Consider the following 19,106-nt stretch of genomic DNA (forward strand, 5'->3'; position numbering starts at 1 on the left):
TTAATCATTTATATTAGAGTGATTTAACTGAGTAATGATGGTTTTACATCCATGTAAACGAAAGAATTTTCTTATCTGAATTTGATATTTTATTCTGTTTCTTTATAAAAATCCACTTTGAATTCCCCGGATGTTCCGTTGGAAGTTTCTATACAGAGACGGGCGAACAAAATTTCGTTTTTCATTGTTGTCCCTATTTTTGTCCTGAAAGGATATTTGCATTCAATGAGTTTCAGAAAACATTTTCCTTCAGATACCGGGGAGGAAGTGATGAGGTATTTTGCTGTATTTCTCACGCTTGTATTGTCTGTAGGCCGTATTGCGTTGAAAAGCAGGTAGGCATCCAGATTTTTTTTGGCATGAACAATCCATTTATTTTTTCCTTCTTGCTTTCTTATTTTCATATCAGCAGCAACTTGACGGACCATATATTCCTCCAGCCTTTTACTCCATTTTTGCAGAAATACTGTCTCTGTGGCGTTTGGCTGTATGCAGTCCTGTTTCTGTTCTGAGGCGAAAGCCGGAAAAATAAGGCCGGCAAGTTTTTTAATCAACCGTATCAAGAACATTGGATTTCCTAAAAATTAAGGTGTAACTTTGTTTACTGTTATTGAAAATGATGCTCACTTTAGCGATATCTTTTAAATGTTCCGGATTCTCTGTATAATAAACTTTCACTAATTTTGATTCATACTTATAGCTGTTTGTTTGTTCGTCGACAAGTAAAAAATTTTTCGTATGCAGCAAAATCATTTGGTGTACAAATACCAAAGCTGCAATGTTATTTTTAACATTTTTATAAAATACGGTTGAACCTTTCGGTTTCCCATAAGATAATTCCTGAAGGATATCCCGGGCAGCTTTTTCTATTTCAATTGCCTCTTTGTCCTCAACGGAGGATTTTGTTTCTTCTCTTGTTTTTATTCCGGAAGTATTGCTACATGTTGTGTTCATACAGGCTATACCTAAGAAAAGACACAACAAAACAGATAAAATTTGTTTCATAATGATTTTTTTTAACGATTAAAGTGACTGGATTTTTCGACACATTTTACTGCTTCGTCCACTTTTTTCAGGGCTTTTAGTGCCGCTTGTGATTGCGGACGATTAACGGTCAGACGGAGGTTACAATGAGGGCATACGATTGCCCCCTCGTATAACAATTGCCTGATATCTATCGGAATGAAGCCCGCACATCCGGGACATTCCATTCCATTCATTTTTTCTGTTTGCATGATTTGTTTTATTATTCTTTTTCTACTTCTTTCTGTATTTGTGAATTATCCCGTTCTTCTGTTTCCCCCTGATCTTCACCATTCTCCTGAAAAGGGATTGCTTTTTCAGGAGGTTGGGATATGTCCGTTACCATATTGTTAACTGCTTTGTTGAGCAAAGCAGACAAGCCTCCAGGCATGTCTGACTGTCTCATTTTCACATGTATTTTCATATTGGCTGTAAGGCTGCTCTGGCGGTTTTCCGATTTGGATCCGTGAGAACCGGAAACCGGAGCCAAAGTGACCCGTAAACGGGTATCTTCTTTCTTGGAAACATCAGGTTCACTGGCCTGTCCATCTTTAAAGGAAAAGGACGACTGTTGTTGTTTACTGAATGCATCCAATACCTGAATGTCGAAATCGAAGTCGGCTTCCTGTACTTGTAATAAGGGTAAGGGGACAAGGGTCAGTAAAGGAATACTGACGGACTGTTTGCGGTTTCCGTTTATATCATGGCCTGTATAATTAAACGTCAGCATACGTAATGCCCCTACTTTTCCGGAGACCGGGTCATACGATTCGAACGTTATTTTAAACAGATAATCCAGATAGCGCTGTGCAGAAAGTGAGTCAGCATCGATTGTTGCCAGCAGAGGACCGGCAATTAGTTCTTTCAGTTCCATTACTTGACTGCTTACCCGTTCCTTTTTATTCTTACTCATGGTTCATTGCTTTTAATTAGATGATAAAAAACTATTCTTCTTCTGTTTCTGACGGGAGATCCCGGGAAGAAATCTTTAACCGGAATGTCTGTATGCATTCATCCGGGAGTTTAGAAAGTTCTTCTGAAGAAACGATTACTTCCATGGAAGAATATTTGCTCTGACGTTTCAGGTTGACTTCTTTCAGTAAGCGGGGCAAAATCATTTTTATGTCTGTGTTCAGATTGATTTGTACCTTGGAGCGTAACTGTCCTGTCGTATCGCTTGAAAAAAGATCTTCCAGGTCCGAATGAGAAAGAAATTCTCCATCACTTATGAATAAAATGTTTTCCAATAATGTATCTGCATCGATAGAACCGTCCGGGGCAATGAATTCTGCCCTATGTCTTTGTAAGTGAAGAGTAAGTTTACGACCCAGATAAGTAATGAAATTTTGACGCACTTTTTTTTCCCGGTTTAATCTGGCAATGGGACCTTCTTCTTTATTTTCATGAGCGGCATTCTGAGTGATAGTCGAAAGAATGCCGGATACAATCACTTCGGATAACTGTGACGATAATTCTTTTATCGTCCGGAGCACTGCCGTATGGTCTATCTCATAGTCTTCTCCTGAGACAGATTCTCCGGTAAAACCGCAATGAAGTATTAATTCCACTTCCCCCAGATACACCGCAGGAGGCCTTAGTGTGGTTGCCTGATTCTGGTTGCGATAAGTATTGGAGAGTTTAAGTGCATACATATTAGCTTTGTGCTGAGCCGATACCATATCGCGGAGAATCGAACCTAAAATTTTGCTTAACTGGGCCATAGACTTACTGATTAATCAAATTATTACATTTAATGTGGTGAGGTTGCTATTTTTTATTTTTTTCTTCCTCTTTTTGTTGTTCTTCTAATTGACGAACCCTGTCCTGCGAAGCTTTTAACTCTTGGCTGTGCTGAGCATCGATCTCATTACGGCGGGTTGTAATGGCTTCCTGCATTGCATCTAACCGCTTTTTGTCTTTCTCTTCCCTCTCGATACGCGCTAATTCCCGGTTTTTCTGATCCGTATAGGTATCAATTGTTTTGACAATGACTTTTTTGTCGATGCCGGATACACCGACCATATACGAAGTCGTTTTGCCTTCCTCAATGGCAAGCTGGAAGATCATATTGTCTCCGTCAACCGTACCCTTTTGTCCGGGGATTTGAATCTTGGCCGGTTCAAATACTCCTTCCCGGTTTTTATAGGTTGCGATCAGCATAGCTTTTTCTCCGGGTGTTCCCTTGAATTCAAGAGAATTTACATCCAAAGTCCCGGATGGATCACAGACATCCAGACTGTTCCCGAGAAGTTCGAGCACTTTGGCCAGCCCCGCAGGCATACTGTCCTGACCGGCTTTTACGGCTACATCCATGGTATATTCTACACTATACTTTGAATCTTGCGTGGCAGTAGAATCCTTTTTACTCGAATAATTGGCATGGAAATCGGCATTTATTTTGAAAAGGCCTAAATTGAGGGAAGTCGATCCTGCCAAACCGGCATCAATGGAAGTGCTTTCATTTTCTACTTTCGAATTTGAAGCCGATGCATTAATATTGGCTTTAAAACTGATGTCGATGGACTGGATCGCAATGTAAGGGATCGGAACAATTGTCAATAATGGAATGTTGAGTTGAGCAACCCGGCCATCTTTGACAAATTGGAACGAAACTGTAACAGCTTTTTTCTCTCTCGTTTTAGGATCAATGTTAAGACCAACTTCCTGAATAAAATTCCAGGAGGTTTTAGCAGCCATAGCTTGGGCTTCTATACACGCTTTGAGCGGTCCTCCGATAATATTACCAAAAGGTAACGATTGTAATGCACTGGTCGCAATTTGCGACGGAGATGAATCAATAGGCATACTTGTAAATTTTTAAGTTAATACTCTGGTTATTTTGTATGTTTACAGAGGTAAAAATGGTGCATATAAAAAAGGTTTCATAATCCGTTGTTTGAAGGACTCAAATCTTTTACAAACGACCTGATGTTTCCATTTACAAGTTTATTGGGGCCTTCTGCGCACTCCTAGAAAAATGAAACGTTCCAGAAGATGTTCACGATACTCTCTCCCGATTGTCAATAATTTTCCGTTGATGCTCAAACTGTTTCCTATCAGGGAAACCACATGTTTCAGATTTACTATGTAAGAACGGTGAATACGTATAAAATCGGAAACAGGCAATTCTTTTTCAATTATGGCCAAATGGAAGGATAAAACCATATTCCTGTTGTTCGTCAAATGTAATTTGCTGTAACTTCCGTCAGCTTCAATCCATAAAATTTCGTCCGGTGTCAGTTTGAGATAATCATTCTGATGCCATACAAAAACATATTTAGAATCTGTTTGATTGGAATAATTTAAATTGTTTTCTGAAGATTGTATACCACAAATGAGTTCTTTAAAACCTGAACCTCTGATGATTTGTATGGGTAATTCAGCCAAATGGGGAGGCAGTATAATGATCAGACACTGTTTCTTTTTCATAGGAGTATGTTATGTAAATACAAATCAAGGAGAAGCGCACTTATAAAGACGAATTTGTTTTAGGAACACCGAAAATTTCTTTTGAATGTATGATTTACAAAAAAAATATTAGTTTAATGTATTTATAGGATATATTCAATAATGTAAACTAATGTTTGCTGTGAAATTTATAAATGAATTACCTTTTTGAGAAAGAAAACAGAATGGGAAGATATTCCGGATTTGAGGAAATACTAGCTGCCCATTTATAACGATTATAATAAGAAAAGTAAATAGGATAAAGCAATAAAACCGGAGAAGTATTCCCGGCAACGACAAGTGGATTTCCTTGTCTTGGCCGTTTCACTTCTCCGGTAACAACTTTCTGAAAAAGAATAATCCGTTTTGGGGAGTATTATTTTTTATAGATTGTTGTCAGTAATAAGTTATTTATAAGAACAAATATCGCAATTGGTAATTGGCATAGTGATAATATCCCGATACCTTACGATATATTCTTCATAAGGACTTTTCCATGTATTTTTGTCTTTATCCCAATGCGCTCCGCAATATATATTTTTAATTTTTGAGTCGTTGGAAAGAGATACACGTCTTTGTCCTTTTTCTGTAAAATCCGGTATGTCGTAAAAGACAACGGCCAATTGATCGATATCAAACGTTTGGTAATTATTGGTACCGACCCAGATATCCTGGTCCAGGGCGATCATGGAATGATAGCAGTTTCCGTCCGCTTTAAAAAAACCGATAATATACCCGGGTTGCACAGTGTTTAAATTTTGAGGGGTCAATCTGTTTTGGCCCGCTACTGCTTTCCAAAGTATATTTACCCGTTCGTCGTGATTTTCCGCCCGTGGGATAGTCTGGCCTAGTTTTTTATACCTGCTTACACAGTAGTCAAAAACTGTTTCGTGACATTCCTTTTCGGGGTTTCTCAGATCTACTTCCCCATGTTGTATGGATAAAATCATTTTTATTCTAATTTAATGGTTAATTTTTTCCTTTTTAATTCCCTGGGAATGAATTCTGTTTTTTTGTTCAAATAAACCCTTACTTCCGTCACCGGGTGCTGGAAACGACTGCAATTTTCAGACGGTCCATTTCGCTTTCGGTCAGAGTGTATTGGTAATTATAACTGTATGTTTCCCTTTCTACAGTGACACGCCCGGGGGCAGAAAGACGAGAATTGACGACTTCAAAATGATCCTTGTTATCATAGAAGTTGAAAAATTTTCCCAAATCTTCACAGTATTCGTCGACCTTGATTATTCTTTCGGATGATTTATCCGGATTGCGGACTGTTATAATTTCTTTTGTATTAATGGTTTCAATAGCTTCCGGAAATAAAATAAAAATAGGTTTGATAATGGGCCGGATGGGATCTATAATTTGTTTTTTTAACATTTCGTATTCATGCCAACAATAAAAGGATTTCAACCAGACATTTGTGATTAAAAAAATCATGCAAACGGAATTTTTCATCGCTTTTTCGTAAAATGTATGCCAATCGGGATTAGACATTTTGTATATGCCCAGGTTACTATCCCAATTGTATTCAGTTCCGGCCGTGTCTTTCAGAGAGATTGCATCTAAATAAACAGAATTTTTTCCTAATTTTTTTTCTATTTCATTGTGAATGTCCCATGCAAGTTCGAAACCTCCGTTAACGGCTCCAAAACTCATCAATACTTTTACTTTAGTTGGGTCCTGTAGACTGGATTTGATCTGATACATAATTTGTATTTATTAATTTTCCTACTCTTTCTAAGGCTTTTCGGAGACTGCCCGTATTTGTTTTTGTAGATCTACACGGCTAAATTAAAGTGTCTGATTTATAGGGCAGCATCTGTTTTCCAAACGGAAGAAATGTTTTTTGAATAACAAAAATTGTAGTTAACATTTTAATTTGTTTGTCCCGGAGAAGTTTTTGTCTTTTGTTAAATGAATAAGTTGACAAAGATCGGTTTTTTAGATTTTTGAGACTGGGCAGGTAGTAAGGGTTGAACAGAGAGGGAAAACGGAAGAATTACCTGACTTCTGCAGGTGCTTGCCGAAGGATTTGTTTGTTTTTCTTTACAAAGAAAGAACTTCCTTTTCCGTTGGTTTCCTAAAATGAGTTTCTTATATTTGTAGAAATTCCATCGGTTCATTTCTTAAAAAGTAAAATGTATGGGACGTTTAGAAGTTATTCAAAAAGATATTACAACGATAAAAGCCGATGCCATCGTAAATGCTGCCAATAAAACGCTGCTTGGCGGAGGCGGTGTAGACGGAGCTATTCACAGGGCTGCCGGACCGGAATTGCTGGAAGAATGCCGGAAATTGCACGGTTGTAATACGGGGGAAGCGAAGATTACAAAAGGGTATCGTCTACCGGCCTCTTATGTGATTCATACGGTAGGTCCTGTATATCGGAATGGAAGACAAGGGGAACCGGAATTATTGGCTTCCTGTTATCGGAATAGTTTGCGTTTGGCTGTAGAGTATGGGCTGAAGACGATAGCTTTTCCTTGTATTAGTACAGGGGTATACGGTTATCCGAAAGAGGCTGCTGCACGGATTGCTTTGAAGGAGATCAGGACTTTTCTGGATTCAAATCCGGGGTTTGAAAAAGTAATTGTGGCTTGTTTTGGAAGGGAAGATGAACGTCTTTATCGGGGTTTACTTGAGGAAGAAAAAGGATAAAAGTTTCAATTTTAAAAATGACGTGAAATGATAGAGAAGCAGTATTGTTATAAATATCCGCGTCCTGCATTGACAGCAGATTGTGTGGTATTTGGTTTTGATGGTGCCGACCTGAGTCTGTTATTGATACAGAGGAAAAATGATCCTTTTAAAGGATACTGGGCTTTTCCGGGCGGATTTATGGAGATGGAGGAGACAATTGAAGAGTGTGCATTCCGGGAATTAAGGGAGGAGACAGGCATTCTGCCGTCTTTTATGGATCAAATCCGTACGTTTTCAGCGGTAGACCGGGATCCCCGCGGAAGAGTCGTTACCGTCGCTTTTTATTCTTTGGTGAAAATACAGGATTTCTCTCCGGAAGCTGCTGATGACGCCGCTGTCGTAAGCTGGTTCAGAATAGACGAATTGCCTCCTTTGGCTTTTGATCACAATAAAATATTGCAGTTTGCCCTCAGCAAATTAAAAGAACGCCTGAAACAGATCGCAAACGATCAAATTCAACCTGCTACTTCTTTTTCTGTACCGGAATTGCAACGCCTTTATGAAGCTGTGGGAAACGGACGGTAGAAAATGAAACACAGAGAAGTACTTCTCCGGACAAAAGAAGGGGAATGGGTAAAGGCTTTGGCTCCGGTTATTTTATCTGTCAGCCGGTCGACAGATATTCCGGCTTTTTATGCTGATTGGTTTTTTAACCGGTTACAGGAAGGGTATTTTGTGTGGTATAATCCCTATAATCGTCATAAATCTTATATCTCTTTTGAAGCGGTGCGGCTGATTGTTTTCTTTTCTAAAAATCCGGTACCACTTTTGCCGTGGTTGGATTTTCTGGAAGAAGAGGGAATTCATTGTTACCTTCATTTTACTTTAAATGATTATGAAAAGGAGGCCTTAGAGCCTCACCTGGACGTTTTGGAAAAACGAATCCAAAGTTTTCGTTCTCTTTCTGCCCGTTTGGGAAAAGAAAGAATAATCTGGCGGTATGATCCTCTGTTTTTAACGGATCAACTGGATGTTGACGATTTATTGAAAAGGGCGGAGTATATCGGAAATCAATTGAATGAATATACCCGGAAAATGGTTTTCAGTTATGCCGATATTGCCCGCTACCGTCATGTTTCCGCCCGTTTACTTCGTAGCGGAATCGCTTTCCGGGAATTTTCCGAACCGGAAATGATAGAATGGGCTGCGGGTTTGCAATCTTTAAACCGGTCGTGGGGATATGAGTTAGCAACTTGTGCGGAGGCCATCCATTTAGAATCCTACGGAATAGTACCGAATAAGTGTATAGATGATGGATTGATCCGCCGGATTTTTCCGGAAGATAAGCAATTGATGAAGGTTATAGGAGGAGGGCAGCAGCCATCCGGCTTGTTCGGTGATTTTACACCTGCGATTTCAGGAACTGCCCTGCGGGACAAGGGACAACGTCCCCTCTGTTACTGTATCCCTGCCCAGTCGGTTGGAGAGTATAATACATGCCCTCATTTATGTAAATATTGTTATGCAAACCGCCATCCGGACAAGGTAATGGAAAATTATCGGCATCACCTGGAAAATCCTACGGCTGAAAGTTTGATATAAGGGAAGAAATGACTGTATACAGAAGGATTGTATTTGTGAAATGGGACCGTATTTATCTATTGTGTGCTGATGAATGGAAGTTATAGCGGCAGAAAGGGATTCTCAGGCTTTTGTTCCATCCATCAGCCATGCCGGCCGGCTGAGGAGAGAAAAGGAAACGGAAGTTTTCCAATCCATTCCGGAAAGATCTCTTTGGGATCAGACTTCCCGTATAATTTCCCTTAAATTTTTCCGGGAAGTTCCGGGGATATTTCCGGAATCGGAATAACCAAGAGGAAGAATGACGACTGGTTGCAAAGAATCCGGTAAACCGAATAACTTTTTGCATTTATTTACGTCGAAATTGCATACCCAGCAACTCCCTAATCCTTGTTCCGTTGCTGCCAGACAGATGTGTTCCGCAAGGATGGCCGCATCAATATCTCCGTGATCTTTACCGTCAGCCGAACGCTTCCAGGATTGGGAAAGATCGGTACAGACAAGGATACAAAGGGGAGCTGTGCTTAGCCATTCCCGGGAATAGCATTGCTGGAGATCCTTTTTCCCTGTAGCGCTTTTGACCAATAATAACTGCCAGGGCTGGAAATTCACAGCTGACGGAGCTAGACGGGCACATTCCAAAATATACTCTACTTTTTCTTTTTCGATCGGCCGGTCTTTATAAGCTCTTACCGAATGTCTTGTTTTAACGAGTTCTAAAAAGTTCATAGATCTGTACTTTATGGGTTTATATACAAAGATAAGAATTGTGGAGATTTATTCTGCTAATTAAAAGTTCAAATGTTTAGAAATCGTTAATCGGAACAGTATGTATCTGAACAAATTTCTTGTAGTACAAAACCTTTTAAAGGTCTGGACGTTAATGTAGAAAAGTAAGAAAATGAAGACAAAAGAGATACAACAGATATTGCTGCCTCCTCCCTCTCATATGGTGGGAGACGGGTTCCGGGTGCACAATTTTTTTCCTTCCGGTTATCATCTGGCTCCTAACCGGATGAGTCCTTTTTATTTGCTGGATTATAATGCAAAAATAGAATTCAGCCCCCGTAAAGATCCCCGGGGAGTAGGCGTGCATCCGCATCGGGGATTCGAAACCGTGACTTTGGTTTACCAGGGAAAAGTGGCTCATCAGGATAGTTATGGGCACAAAGGGGTGATCGGAGCCGGAGATATACAATGGATGACAGCAGGAGCCGGCGTATTGCATAAAGAATACCATGAAAAAAAATTCAGCCGTCAAGGCGGTACTTTCCAGGTCGTGCAACTTTGGGTTAATTTACCGGCAAAAGATAAAATGAGTCCTCCCGGTTACCAGAGTATTTCTCACGATCAGATACCCGTTTACAGTTTGCCTGAAGGACAAGGACGTATCGAGGTAATTGCCGGTGAGTTTGAAGGTGTGAAAGGGATTGCCCATACTTTTACCCCCATCGAAATGTATAATATCCGGCTTGTTTCCGGAACAACACTTGTATTGAGTTTACCGGAACACTACAATACCGGCTTACTTGTTTTGGAAGGAGAAGTCTGCATAAACGGAGAACAAACCGCAGAAACCGACCGGTTTGTATTGTTCAGAAATAAAGGGGTAGAAATTGCATTAGAAGCCCGGGAGGATTGCTTATTATTGTTACTGAGTGGTGAACCGATCCGGGAACCGATTATGGCTTATGGACCTTTTTTGATGAATACGAAAGAAGAAATTGTACAGGCTTATCAAGATTGGAGTGCGGGGAAGTTCGGTTATTTAGAAGAGGAATGACCCCTGGATTTTTTCAATACAATTTTTATTTCCTTATGGTTTTAATATAGGTTAGCAAAATCAGATTCATAAAAAGGGCATAAACAATAGAGGGAATAGCAATAATACTGTTGTTAAAAATTAAAGGACTACTGGCAATAGCTATCCCTTGGGCTGCATTTTGCATCCCGATTTCAATCACTATGGTTCGTTTTTCCTTTCCTTGTAAATGCAGAAAGCGGGATAGAAGGACTCCTGAAAACATAGCTAATACAATCAACATAAAAATACAGATTCCCAATTGACCGATGTGAGCAGCGATCGTTTTGTGATGTTGAATGAAAAAGATAGCTGCTAACAGCAGAAGAGCAGGAAAGGAAATTTTGTGCAATTTCTGCTTTATTCTTTCTGCTTTTTCCGGAAATTTAGCTTTAAATAATAGGCCTAAAGCAATCGGCAGCAATGTTAGGATTAGATTCTGTATAATCAAAGCACCTAGGGGAAGTTTTATCAAAATATCGGCCCGGGCGTCGGTTAATTGTGTTGTCCAACTTAAAATAAGGGGAATGGTAAAGAGGGTGATAATACTGCTAAGAGCTGTCAGACTGACGGAAAGGGCAACATCTCCTTTAGCAAGCAGGGAAAAAATATTAGATGAACTCCCGCCGGGAGAGCAAGCTATAAGAACAAGCCCGATAAAAAAGAGAGCATTCAGTTGAAAAAGCAAACCCAGTAAAATGGCCAGGAGAGGTAAAAGTACAATCTGTCCGATAAGTCCCGCAATTACCGGACGGGGACGATGGCGGAATAAAGTAAAATCCTGAATATTGAGCTCCAAACCGAGCTCAAACATCAGTAAAGTCAGGATCGGTAATACGATAAAAATCAGATTCATCTCCTTGCTCTTTTGTGAAACACAAGGCAAAGATAAATATTAATTTAACACCCGGGGACGGGGGAAGGTGCTATTTCACAACCGCCGGATAATATTCAGGCCTATTCCCGTTATCCGGGCAAGTTGTTTCTTTCTGATACCGGCATTTTGTTTAATTTCTTTAAGTATTTGTTTTTGTTCCGGTTGAGAAAAATCCGTCAATTTTTTCCCTCGTAATAGTTTCATTAATAATTCCCGTACTTCATTATCGGATAATTGCTCATTTTGATAGATATCCATATATTCTTCTTCATCTTCTTCCTCTATATAAACTTGAAAATCTTTTTCTGTATCGAAAAAGAGGGACAGGAAACTTGTAGAGACAAAAGAATTATCCTTATTAAAATACATTTTATAACTGCTCCATTTATAGCTAATGGCTTTTTTACATAATCCTGCTTTAACCGGATTTTTCAGAATATACCGGAAACATCGTAATAAATATCCTTCCTCCTCGACGGGTTCGCTTCGGAAACGATCTTGAAAAAGATAACCACATCGTTTGTGTTTATGGTTAAACCACATAGCATAAATCGAAGCAATGTGACGTATATGTACACTAAGTGTGTCACTTTTTACAATCAGATGTACATGATTACTCATCAGGCAATAGCAGTATATTTCGAAGGTTTTACAGATCTCCAATCTTAGCAGGTTCAGGAACATCTGATAGTCATCTTCCTCGTGAAAAATCATCATCCGGTCTATACCACGCAGAATAACATGGTAGATAGCAGTAATTGACAGTTGACGGGCTTGCCTGGACATGTAGATGAAATTTAGACACATATCAAATTTATGAAAAATAAATTTAAATTTCAAGTGGTGTCGGGTTGAGATGGGAGGAGGATATAGCACCTTCCCCCGTCCCCGGGGTTAACTTCTTTTTTTTAAAGACGTATATAAATAATATCTTTGGGGAATAAATAGAAAACATTTATAAAGCCGGCAGGATCGGCAGAATGCGTACTTTAAAATGAAATGGTTGTAAGAGGGAATGGAAAGTAAAAAACAGACAAGCTAAAACAATAATATATGGAAAGAAATTTAAAAGAGGCTCTGAAGCATAGAAGAAGTTATTATGCCCTCAGTAATCAGTCGCCTATTCCAGACGAACAAATAGAAGAAATTGTCCGGTTTACTGTTGCCCATACGCCTTCGGCTTTTAATTCACAATCTTCTCGATTGGTTTTATTATTGGGAGAACAGCATCGGAAATTTTGGAATCTGGTAAAGGAAACGCTTAAAAAAATTATCTCAGAAGCGGCTTTTGAAGCCACAGAAATGAAGATCAATAAATCTTTTTTAGCCGGTTACGGAACCATACTTTTTTATGAAGACCAAACTGTTGTGGAAAGTTTACAGAAAGCATTTCCTTTGTATCAGGATAAATTTCCGGAATGGTCGGAGCATACTTCCGCTATGCATCAATTGTCGGTATGGGCTTTATTGGAAGATGCCGGGTTCGGGGCTTCTTTACAACATTACAATCCATTAATAGACAGAGCTGTACAGGCTGAATGGAAACTCCCGGAGCATTGGCGGTTAATCGCTCAGATGCCTTTTGGAACTCCCCTTATTGTCCCCGGCAAAAAAGATAATCGGCCATTAGAAGACCGGATGCGGATTTTTAAATAAAAATATAAAAACAAACTGCTAAAATCAGTTAATGGAAGAGAAATCCGTTAACTGGTTTTTTAATGCTTTCTTTCCTCAGTCTTCCGGAGGAGGAAATATGTATATTTATAAATTATTGTTACTTATCCTTATGGTTTTCCGGGTATTATTGATTAAAAAATTACCAAATCTCCGGAATTTTTATAATTTTGCCTTCCGAGCACGAGAAGAGGATGAGAATAATCGAATAATACTTGCCTGGAATGAATCGGTTTTTTTGAAAAAAGATTGATTTGAATCATTGAGGGAGGAAGTTTTGTGTCTTTTCAGAAATACTATCCGAAAATTTTTCGTATTGTTTTTAAGTACAGAAGGAATATATTAAGCTGAAGGGTTCGTTTGAATCCTCTGATCAGATTGTTTTTACTATGGAGAATTGGAAGAGAAAATTTGCTATCATTTGGTCGGGACAATTGTTTTCTATTTTGAGTAGTGCCATTGTCGGGTATGCGGTTGTGTTCTGGATCAGTGTGGAGACCCGGAGTGCAGAAGTCTTGTCTTTGGCTGTCATGGCGACTTTATTGCCTCAGGCAATATTAGGGCCTGTTGCGGGGGTATATGTGGACCGTTGGAAGCGTAAACGTACCATGATAGCTGCAGATATGTTTGTGGCATTGTGTTCTTTGATTTTAGGAATACTGTTTTATGCGGGAAAGGCAGAGTTAGGGTATATTTATTTATTGTTGGCCTTGAGAAGTGTGGGAAGTGCTTTCCATTCCCCGGCTATGCAGGCTGCTATCCCTTTGTTGGCTCCGGAGACGGAATTGATGCGTATTTCCGGAGTAAATCAAGCGATACAATCTGTGTGTAGTATTGCCGGTCCGGCTTTGGGAGCTTTATTTATTACTTCTTTCAACATGACAGTCGTGATGTTACTGGATGTAGCAGGGGCTTTGATTGCCTGTACCGCTTTATTATTTGTAGTCATTCCGGATCCTGTTGTCACGGATAAAATTGTCAAAAAAAGTGTGTTGCGGGAGATGAAGGCAGGCGTACAGGAGGTGAGGCAGCATAAAGGATTAGGAGAACTAATGGGGATATCCGTTATGGTTACTTTTATCTTAATGCCCGTTGCCACCCTTTTCCCTTTGATGACTGTGAATCATTTCGGAGGGAATACCTATCAGATGAGTTTAGTCGAAATTGTTTGGGGGAGCGGGATGCTGCTCGGAGGAGTAATATTAGGCATTTGGAAAATAAAAACCCGTAAAGTGATTCTAATCAATATTTCTTACCTGGTGTTGGGACTTTATATGCTGTTATCGGGATGCTTACCGCCGGAAGATTTTGCCGTATTTGTAATTTTGACGGCTATAGGGGGAATATCTGCTCCTTTTTATAACAGTCCTTTTACGGCCCTTTTACAGACGCATATTCCTTCTTCTGCTTTAGGAAGAGTATTTTCTCTTTTCGGAAGTCTGAGTTTATTACCTTCTATGTTGGGTTTGCTGGCCACGGGTTTTATTGCCGACAGTATAGGGATAAGCCGGTCTTTTATACTCGGAGGAGTTTTGATTTTAGGTTTAGGAATAATATCGTTTTTTATACCTTCTATTATGCAACTAGAAAGAAGAAGGAAGTTCAGGAATTCGGAATAGCTTCTACCCTGCTGAAGTGATTTTTTTCCCGTTTCATAAATAAAGTGGTAATGAAGGTGGAAAGCAGGTCGGAAAAAGGCACAGCTATCCAGATCCCGTTTAATCCCCAAAGTCCGGAGAAAATAAAAAGGGAAGGGATCAGGAAGACAAATTGACGGGACATATTGATAAACAAAGCCTTGCGGGTTTTGTCGATGGATTGGAAAAAACTGGCGACAATCAACTGGAAACCCAGAATAGGAAGAGTACAGAATACGATATGCAGTCCGGTTTTAGTGATATGGATAAGTCCTGGAGATAAAGTAAAAGGAGTGATAAAATGATCTGTAAAAAATTCGCCGAAAATAAAGCCTGTACAGCTAATGCCGGCTCCTGTATATACGGCCAGCCGGAATAACCGGACTTTGTCGATTCCTGAATAATTGCGGATCAGAATCTGCATTCCTTGGCAAATGCCGGAGATCGTCATCATAATTAATATTGTATAACTGCTGATAATACCGTAAGCGGCGATAGCGATTGTGCCTCCGTAAATCACAAGATAATTATTCATAATAATACTGACGGTGCAGATTGTCAGATTCATAAAAAATGGAGTCATACCGGTCAGTATGATTTTAAGGGTTTGCCGTCCTTCCGGTTTGAAATATATTTTTCGTAAAGCGACCGGATTGGATGGGGTAAGAAAATGGATGAAAATAAGTATAGCGCAGATTCCCATTGATAAAACGGTAGCTATGGCGCTTCCTTCGATGCCCATCTGCAGAACAGAGATAAAATAATAATCGAAAATAATGTTGAGCAGTATACCGGAAAAAATGATACGGGTGGCTTTCCGGGCAAATCCGCAAACCCGCATACAATTGGTAAGACCTGCCGTCAGGTTTAAAAATATACTTCCGGGAATAATGATATTCAGGTAACGGATAGCATAGGGGAGAGTTTCAGTACGGCCCCCAAACAGAAAGATAATTTCTTTTTGAAAACCGGATAATATAAAAATGATCAACAATGAAATCAATAAAGTAAGGGAAAATGTATTACCCAATATTTTTTCGGCAACCTGCCTCTCTTTTCTCCGAAGGCATCCTGCCAATAAAATGGCGCCACCTGTTCCTACAATAGAGCCGATGGCAGTAAGGAGCACCATCAGGGGCAAGGTTAAGGACAAACCTGCCAGTGCAGAAATACCTTCGTTTTCGCCGATAAACCATCGGTCCGTGATATTGCAAAAAGCGGCTACCATCATGCTGATTGCTGCTGGAACAGAATAGGATAACAGTAATTTAAGGCCGGCTTTTTTATGCATACTCTTGTTTCAGGTAATCTAATATGTGACAAATTTACAAATTTTATTGTTTTTTATTTACTTTTGTTTATAATTTCACAGGAATAAACAGAATTAAAAATGAAATATCGGAAAATATATACGGTTTATTTTTCGCCTACCCATACTTCCAAAAAGGTAGTTCGGGCTATTGCCGAAGGGTACGGGGCTGAAGTGACAGAGGAGATCGACCTGACCTATTCAATTCCGGAGAAGCCGGTTCAAATAAAGGAGGCTTTGGTGATTATCGGGGTACCGGTATACGGTGGGCGGGTAGCGGAGACAGCAGTCGAGCGGTTGAGGCATATCAAGGGGGAAACGTCGGCTGTTGTTCCGGTTGTGGTATATGGAAACCGGGATTTTGAAGATGCTTTACGGGAATTATCCGATTATATGCTGAAAGCCGGTTTCGTTTCCGTTGCAGGAGCGGCTTTTATCGGTGAACATTCGTATAGCCGGAGGAAAATGCCTGTGGCAGCCGGACGTCCGGATGTAACGGATAAATCGAAAGCTTTGGCATTTGGAAAGCGGATAAAAGAAAAATTGGAACGTATTAATCGGCTGGAAGAGGCAGAAACAGTAAAATTACCGGGGAATTTCCCTTACAAGGAAAAAGGTGCCGCTACCCTTCAGGCTCCCGTCACCCGGGAAGAACTTTGCATCCGTTGCGGTATATGTGTGAAAGTATGTCCGACGGCGGCCATTGAAGGAGAGCTCCCCCGGAGTAAAGCGGAATTATGTATCAAGTGTTGTGCTTGCGTAAAAGAATGCCCGGTGGAAGCCCGTGTTTTTGATACGCCTTATACGGCTATGTTATTCGAAAAATTCAGTGTCCGCCGGGAACCGGAAATATGGATTTAATAAATCCGATATATTTTGTAAAAACATACAAAATATACCAAAAGCCGGGACGCCGCTTTATGCCGGTCCCGGGAATCTCTCTCATTGCAGTCCGTTTCTTTTGAGTAAAGCATCTACAGTAGGCTTATGGCCGCGAAAACGGATGTATAGGGTCACCGGGTGTTCAGAGCCTCCTTTTTCAAGGATATTTTCCCGGAAGGATTTGGCGGTTACCGGGTCGAAAATGCCGTTTTCCTGGAAGACAGAGAAAGCATCGGCATCCAGTACTTCCGCCCATTTATAACTATAATAACCGGCTGCGTATCCTCCTCCGAAAATATGTGCAAAAGTAGTGGAAAAACAAGTCCCTTCGACAGGTGGAAAAATTTCGGTGGCTTGCATTGCTTTTCTTTCAAAATCTGTGATGGAACCTGTTACTGCCTGGGTGATACTGTGCCAGGCCATGTCCACCATCCCGAAGCTTAGCTGGCGGTCTGTTAAGTACCCGCTCTGGAAATTAGCGGCCTGTCGTATTTTTTCAATATATTCGGTTGGAATCTTTTCTCCGGTTTCATAGTGAACGGCCCATTTGTCCAGCCATTCTTTTTCCAGGGCCCAATTCTCCATGATTTGGGAGGGAAGTTCTACAAAATCCCGGTAAACACTTGTACCGGCGGTTGCATTATAAGTATTCCGCGATAACATGCCGTGTAGGGAATGACCGAATTCATGCAGGAAAGTAGTGACTTCATCGAATGTGAGCAAGGACGGTTTGCTTTCCGTCGGGCGGGTAAAATTCATTACCAGGGAAACTTGCGGACGTATATCTTGCCCATTTTGAATATGTTGATTTTGGAATTCGGTCATCCATGCTCCGCCGCTTTTACTGGCACGGGGGAAAAAATCGACATAGAGTACGGCCAGAAACGAGCGATCCTGATCATAAACTTCGAAAGTTTTGATATCCGGATGATATTTGGGAATATTGTTTACTTCTTCAAATTGCAAGCCGTAGAGGGTATTTGCCAGATCGAAAATCCCTTTCTGTACATTTTCCAATTTAAAGTAAGGTTTGAGCATCTCGTCGTCCAGGTCATATTTTTTTTGTTTCAGTTTATTGGAGTAATAACTCCAGTCCCAGCGTTGTAATTCGTCATTAAAACCCAAGGAACGGGCAAACTCTTCCACTTCTTTTTTCTCTTGTAAAGTGAAGGGGTGAGAAGCCGTAAACAATTGGGTCAGAAAATGGCTGACTTCTTCAGGAGATTCGGCCATGCGGTTTGTGAGTACATAATCAGCAAAAGTCGGATATCCCATGATTTGAGCTTTTTCTAGCCGGAGAGCTGTGATACGGCGGATGATTTCCCGGTTATCATGAGCATTCGGATGATTACTCCTGGAATTATAAGCACGGTACATTTTTTCCCTCAGTTCTCTGTTATCGGCGTATTTCATAAACGGTCCGTAACTAGGGGCATGCAAAGTAAAAAGCCAGCCTGTTTTCTCTTTTTCCTTAGCGGCTAAAGCGGCGGCTTCTACGACTCCCTCCGGTAAACCGGATAAATCCCTTTCTTCGGTGAGTAAGAGTTCGAAGTTATTGGTTTCTGCCAATAAGTTTTCTTCAAATTGTAATCCTAATTTGGAGAGTTCAATTGTGATTTCTTTAAACCGCTCTTTCGCTTCCCCTTTCAGATTGGCTCCTCCGTTGATAAAGGACTTCCAGGTTTTATCCAATAAAGTTGATTGTTCTGCCGGCAGAGAGAGTTCAGACCGCTTCTCATATATTTGTTTTACCCGTTCAAAGAGTCGGGGGTTCATATAAATACTGTTTCCGAATGCTGTCAGTTTTGGGGAGATTTCCTGTGCTATCTTTTGCATTTCCGGATTCGTATTGGCAGAGTTGAGATTAAAGAAAATTGCACTGACCGTGTTCAATCTTTCGCCTGTAGCATCCAGGGCCGCAATTGTATTTTCAAAATCCGGTTTGCCGGAAGATTCTGCAATAAGCCGGATTTCCTGCTGTGCCCTGGCAATCGCCTGGTCGAAGGCCGGGAGATAGTCTTTTGTCTGAATCCGGCCGAAAGGTGGGGTCGAGTGTGGTGTATTGAAATTTTCCAGTAGTGGATTCTTTTCCTGTTGGGGGACGGATAAATTGGGTAATATAGGTGTTGTCATAATAATATTCTATTCCTGTTGAGTAATCTTCTAAATAAACGGAAATGATTTCCTGCGGTTGCGAATTTAACATTTTAGTGCGAGAAAGAAAAAGAA

21 protein-coding genes are annotated in these 19,106 nt (G+C 40.4%); 7 read left to right on the top strand and 14 right to left on the bottom strand.

The genetic code is table 11. The annotated features are described in order from the left end of the window. Positions 1-89: 89 nt before the first annotated feature. The 9 genes from Q0465_RS12440 to Q0465_RS12480 all read right to left on the bottom strand — a co-directional run bounded on the left by Q0465_RS12440 (position 90) and on the right by Q0465_RS12480 (position 6,183). Positions 90-569 (bottom strand): hypothetical protein, encoded by a 480-nt coding sequence (locus Q0465_RS12440; RefSeq protein ID WP_298616687.1) that lies wholly within the window; start codon positions 567-569, stop codon positions 90-92. Then, the gene (locus Q0465_RS12445; RefSeq protein WP_298616688.1) at positions 547-1,005 is read right to left on the bottom strand and encodes a hypothetical protein; all 459 of its coding nucleotides are present in this window, start codon (positions 1,003-1,005) and stop codon (positions 547-549) included. Before Q0465_RS12445 ends, Q0465_RS12440 begins: the two co-directional genes overlap by 23 nt. An 11-nt stretch (positions 1,006-1,016) precedes the next feature. Continuing rightward, on the bottom strand, positions 1,017-1,235 hold the full coding sequence (locus Q0465_RS12450) for a hypothetical protein (protein WP_298616689.1): 219 nt from the start codon (positions 1,233-1,235) through the stop codon (positions 1,017-1,019). Between the two features lie 11 nt (positions 1,236-1,246). Next, positions 1,247-1,936: a DUF2589 domain-containing protein gene (locus Q0465_RS12455; protein WP_298616690.1), complete on the bottom strand. Its 690-nt coding sequence runs from the start codon at positions 1,934-1,936 to the stop codon at positions 1,247-1,249. Between the two features lie 31 nt (positions 1,937-1,967). Beyond that, a complete protein-coding gene (locus tag Q0465_RS12460; RefSeq protein ID WP_298616691.1) occupies positions 1,968-2,744 on the bottom strand; it encodes a hypothetical protein in 777 nt (258 codons plus the stop codon). Between the two features lie 46 nt (positions 2,745-2,790). Next, a complete protein-coding gene (locus Q0465_RS12465) occupies positions 2,791-3,828 on the bottom strand; it encodes a DUF2589 domain-containing protein (protein WP_298616692.1) in 1,038 nt (345 codons plus the stop codon). Between the two features lie 141 nt (positions 3,829-3,969). Beyond that, positions 3,970-4,452 (bottom strand): LytTR family DNA-binding domain-containing protein, encoded by a 483-nt coding sequence (locus tag Q0465_RS12470; protein WP_298616693.1) that lies wholly within the window; start codon positions 4,450-4,452, stop codon positions 3,970-3,972. A gap of 425 nt (positions 4,453-4,877) precedes the next feature. Then, positions 4,878-5,420, bottom strand: coding sequence for a hypothetical protein (locus Q0465_RS12475; RefSeq protein WP_298616694.1), 543 nt, complete (start codon positions 5,418-5,420; stop codon positions 4,878-4,880). Between the two features lie 88 nt (positions 5,421-5,508). Continuing rightward, complete coding sequence (locus Q0465_RS12480) at positions 5,509-6,183, bottom strand: hypothetical protein (RefSeq protein ID WP_298616695.1); 675 nt, start codon at positions 6,181-6,183, stop codon at positions 5,509-5,511. A 435-nt stretch (positions 6,184-6,618) separates the two neighbouring features. On the opposite strand from Q0465_RS12480, the gene Q0465_RS12485 reads away from it, so the two are divergent. Genes Q0465_RS12485 through Q0465_RS12495 form a run of 3 tightly spaced genes read left to right on the top strand, consistent with a single transcriptional unit; the run spans position 6,619 to position 8,718 of the window. After that, positions 6,619-7,134, top strand: coding sequence for an O-acetyl-ADP-ribose deacetylase (locus tag Q0465_RS12485; RefSeq protein ID WP_298616696.1), 516 nt, complete (start codon positions 6,619-6,621; stop codon positions 7,132-7,134). Positions 7,135-7,161: 27 nt separating this feature from the next. Further along, positions 7,162-7,701: an NUDIX hydrolase gene (locus Q0465_RS12490; protein WP_298616697.1), complete on the top strand. Its 540-nt coding sequence runs from the start codon at positions 7,162-7,164 to the stop codon at positions 7,699-7,701. Positions 7,702-7,704: 3 nt separating this feature from the next. Further along, entirely contained in the window at positions 7,705-8,718 is a 1,014-nt protein-coding gene (locus Q0465_RS12495) for a DUF1848 domain-containing protein (RefSeq protein ID WP_298616698.1), read from the top strand. 198 nt (positions 8,719-8,916) lie between these two features. Here the strand turns inward: Q0465_RS12495 and Q0465_RS12500 are convergent, their stop codons facing one another. Further along, on the bottom strand, positions 8,917-9,426 hold the full coding sequence (locus Q0465_RS12500; RefSeq protein ID WP_298616699.1) for a nitroreductase family protein: 510 nt from the start codon (positions 9,424-9,426) through the stop codon (positions 8,917-8,919). Positions 9,427-9,598: 172 nt separating this feature from the next. On the opposite strand from Q0465_RS12500, the gene Q0465_RS12505 reads away from it, so the two are divergent. Continuing rightward, a complete protein-coding gene (locus Q0465_RS12505; RefSeq protein ID WP_298616700.1) occupies positions 9,599-10,480 on the top strand; it encodes a pirin family protein in 882 nt (293 codons plus the stop codon). Positions 10,481-10,505: 25 nt separating this feature from the next. Here Q0465_RS12505 and Q0465_RS12510 read toward each other — a convergent pair whose 3' ends face one another. Continuing rightward, complete coding sequence (locus Q0465_RS12510) at positions 10,506-11,354, bottom strand: bile acid:sodium symporter family protein (protein WP_298616701.1); 849 nt, start codon at positions 11,352-11,354, stop codon at positions 10,506-10,508. 75 nt (positions 11,355-11,429) lie between these two features. Then, positions 11,430-12,161 carry a transposase gene (locus Q0465_RS12515; RefSeq protein WP_298616702.1) on the bottom strand — a complete coding sequence of 244 codons (732 nt, stop codon included), beginning with the start codon at positions 12,159-12,161 and terminating at the stop codon, positions 11,430-11,432. Between the two features lie 267 nt (positions 12,162-12,428). On the opposite strand from Q0465_RS12515, the gene Q0465_RS12520 reads away from it, so the two are divergent. Then, positions 12,429-13,031, top strand: a complete 603-nt coding sequence (locus Q0465_RS12520) for a nitroreductase family protein (RefSeq protein WP_298616703.1) — start codon at positions 12,429-12,431, stop codon at positions 13,029-13,031. A gap of 407 nt (positions 13,032-13,438) precedes the next feature. Beyond that, positions 13,439-14,668: an MFS transporter gene (locus Q0465_RS12525; RefSeq protein WP_298616704.1), complete on the top strand. Its 1,230-nt coding sequence runs from the start codon at positions 13,439-13,441 to the stop codon at positions 14,666-14,668. Here the strand turns inward: Q0465_RS12525 and Q0465_RS12530 are convergent. Continuing rightward, positions 14,652-15,977 carry an MATE family efflux transporter gene (locus Q0465_RS12530; RefSeq protein WP_298616705.1) on the bottom strand — a complete coding sequence of 442 codons (1,326 nt, stop codon included), beginning with the start codon at positions 15,975-15,977 and terminating at the stop codon, positions 14,652-14,654. The genes Q0465_RS12525 and Q0465_RS12530 overlap by 17 nt on opposite strands. 99 nt (positions 15,978-16,076) lie before the next feature. Between Q0465_RS12530 and Q0465_RS12535 the strand changes: the two genes are divergently transcribed. After that, the gene (locus Q0465_RS12535) at positions 16,077-16,856 is read left to right on the top strand and encodes a 4Fe-4S binding protein (protein ID WP_298616706.1); all 780 of its coding nucleotides are present in this window, start codon (positions 16,077-16,079) and stop codon (positions 16,854-16,856) included. Positions 16,857-16,937: 81 nt separating this feature from the next. Here Q0465_RS12535 and Q0465_RS12540 read toward each other — a convergent pair whose 3' ends face one another. Next, positions 16,938-19,010, bottom strand: coding sequence for a M3 family metallopeptidase (locus tag Q0465_RS12540; RefSeq protein WP_298616707.1), 2,073 nt, complete (start codon positions 19,008-19,010; stop codon positions 16,938-16,940). Positions 19,011-19,106 lie beyond the last annotated feature (96 nt).

This window comes from uncultured Odoribacter sp. (genome assembly GCF_937966165.1).
In the GTDB taxonomy this organism is placed as follows: Bacteria; Bacteroidota; Bacteroidia; order Bacteroidales; family Marinifilaceae; genus Culturomica.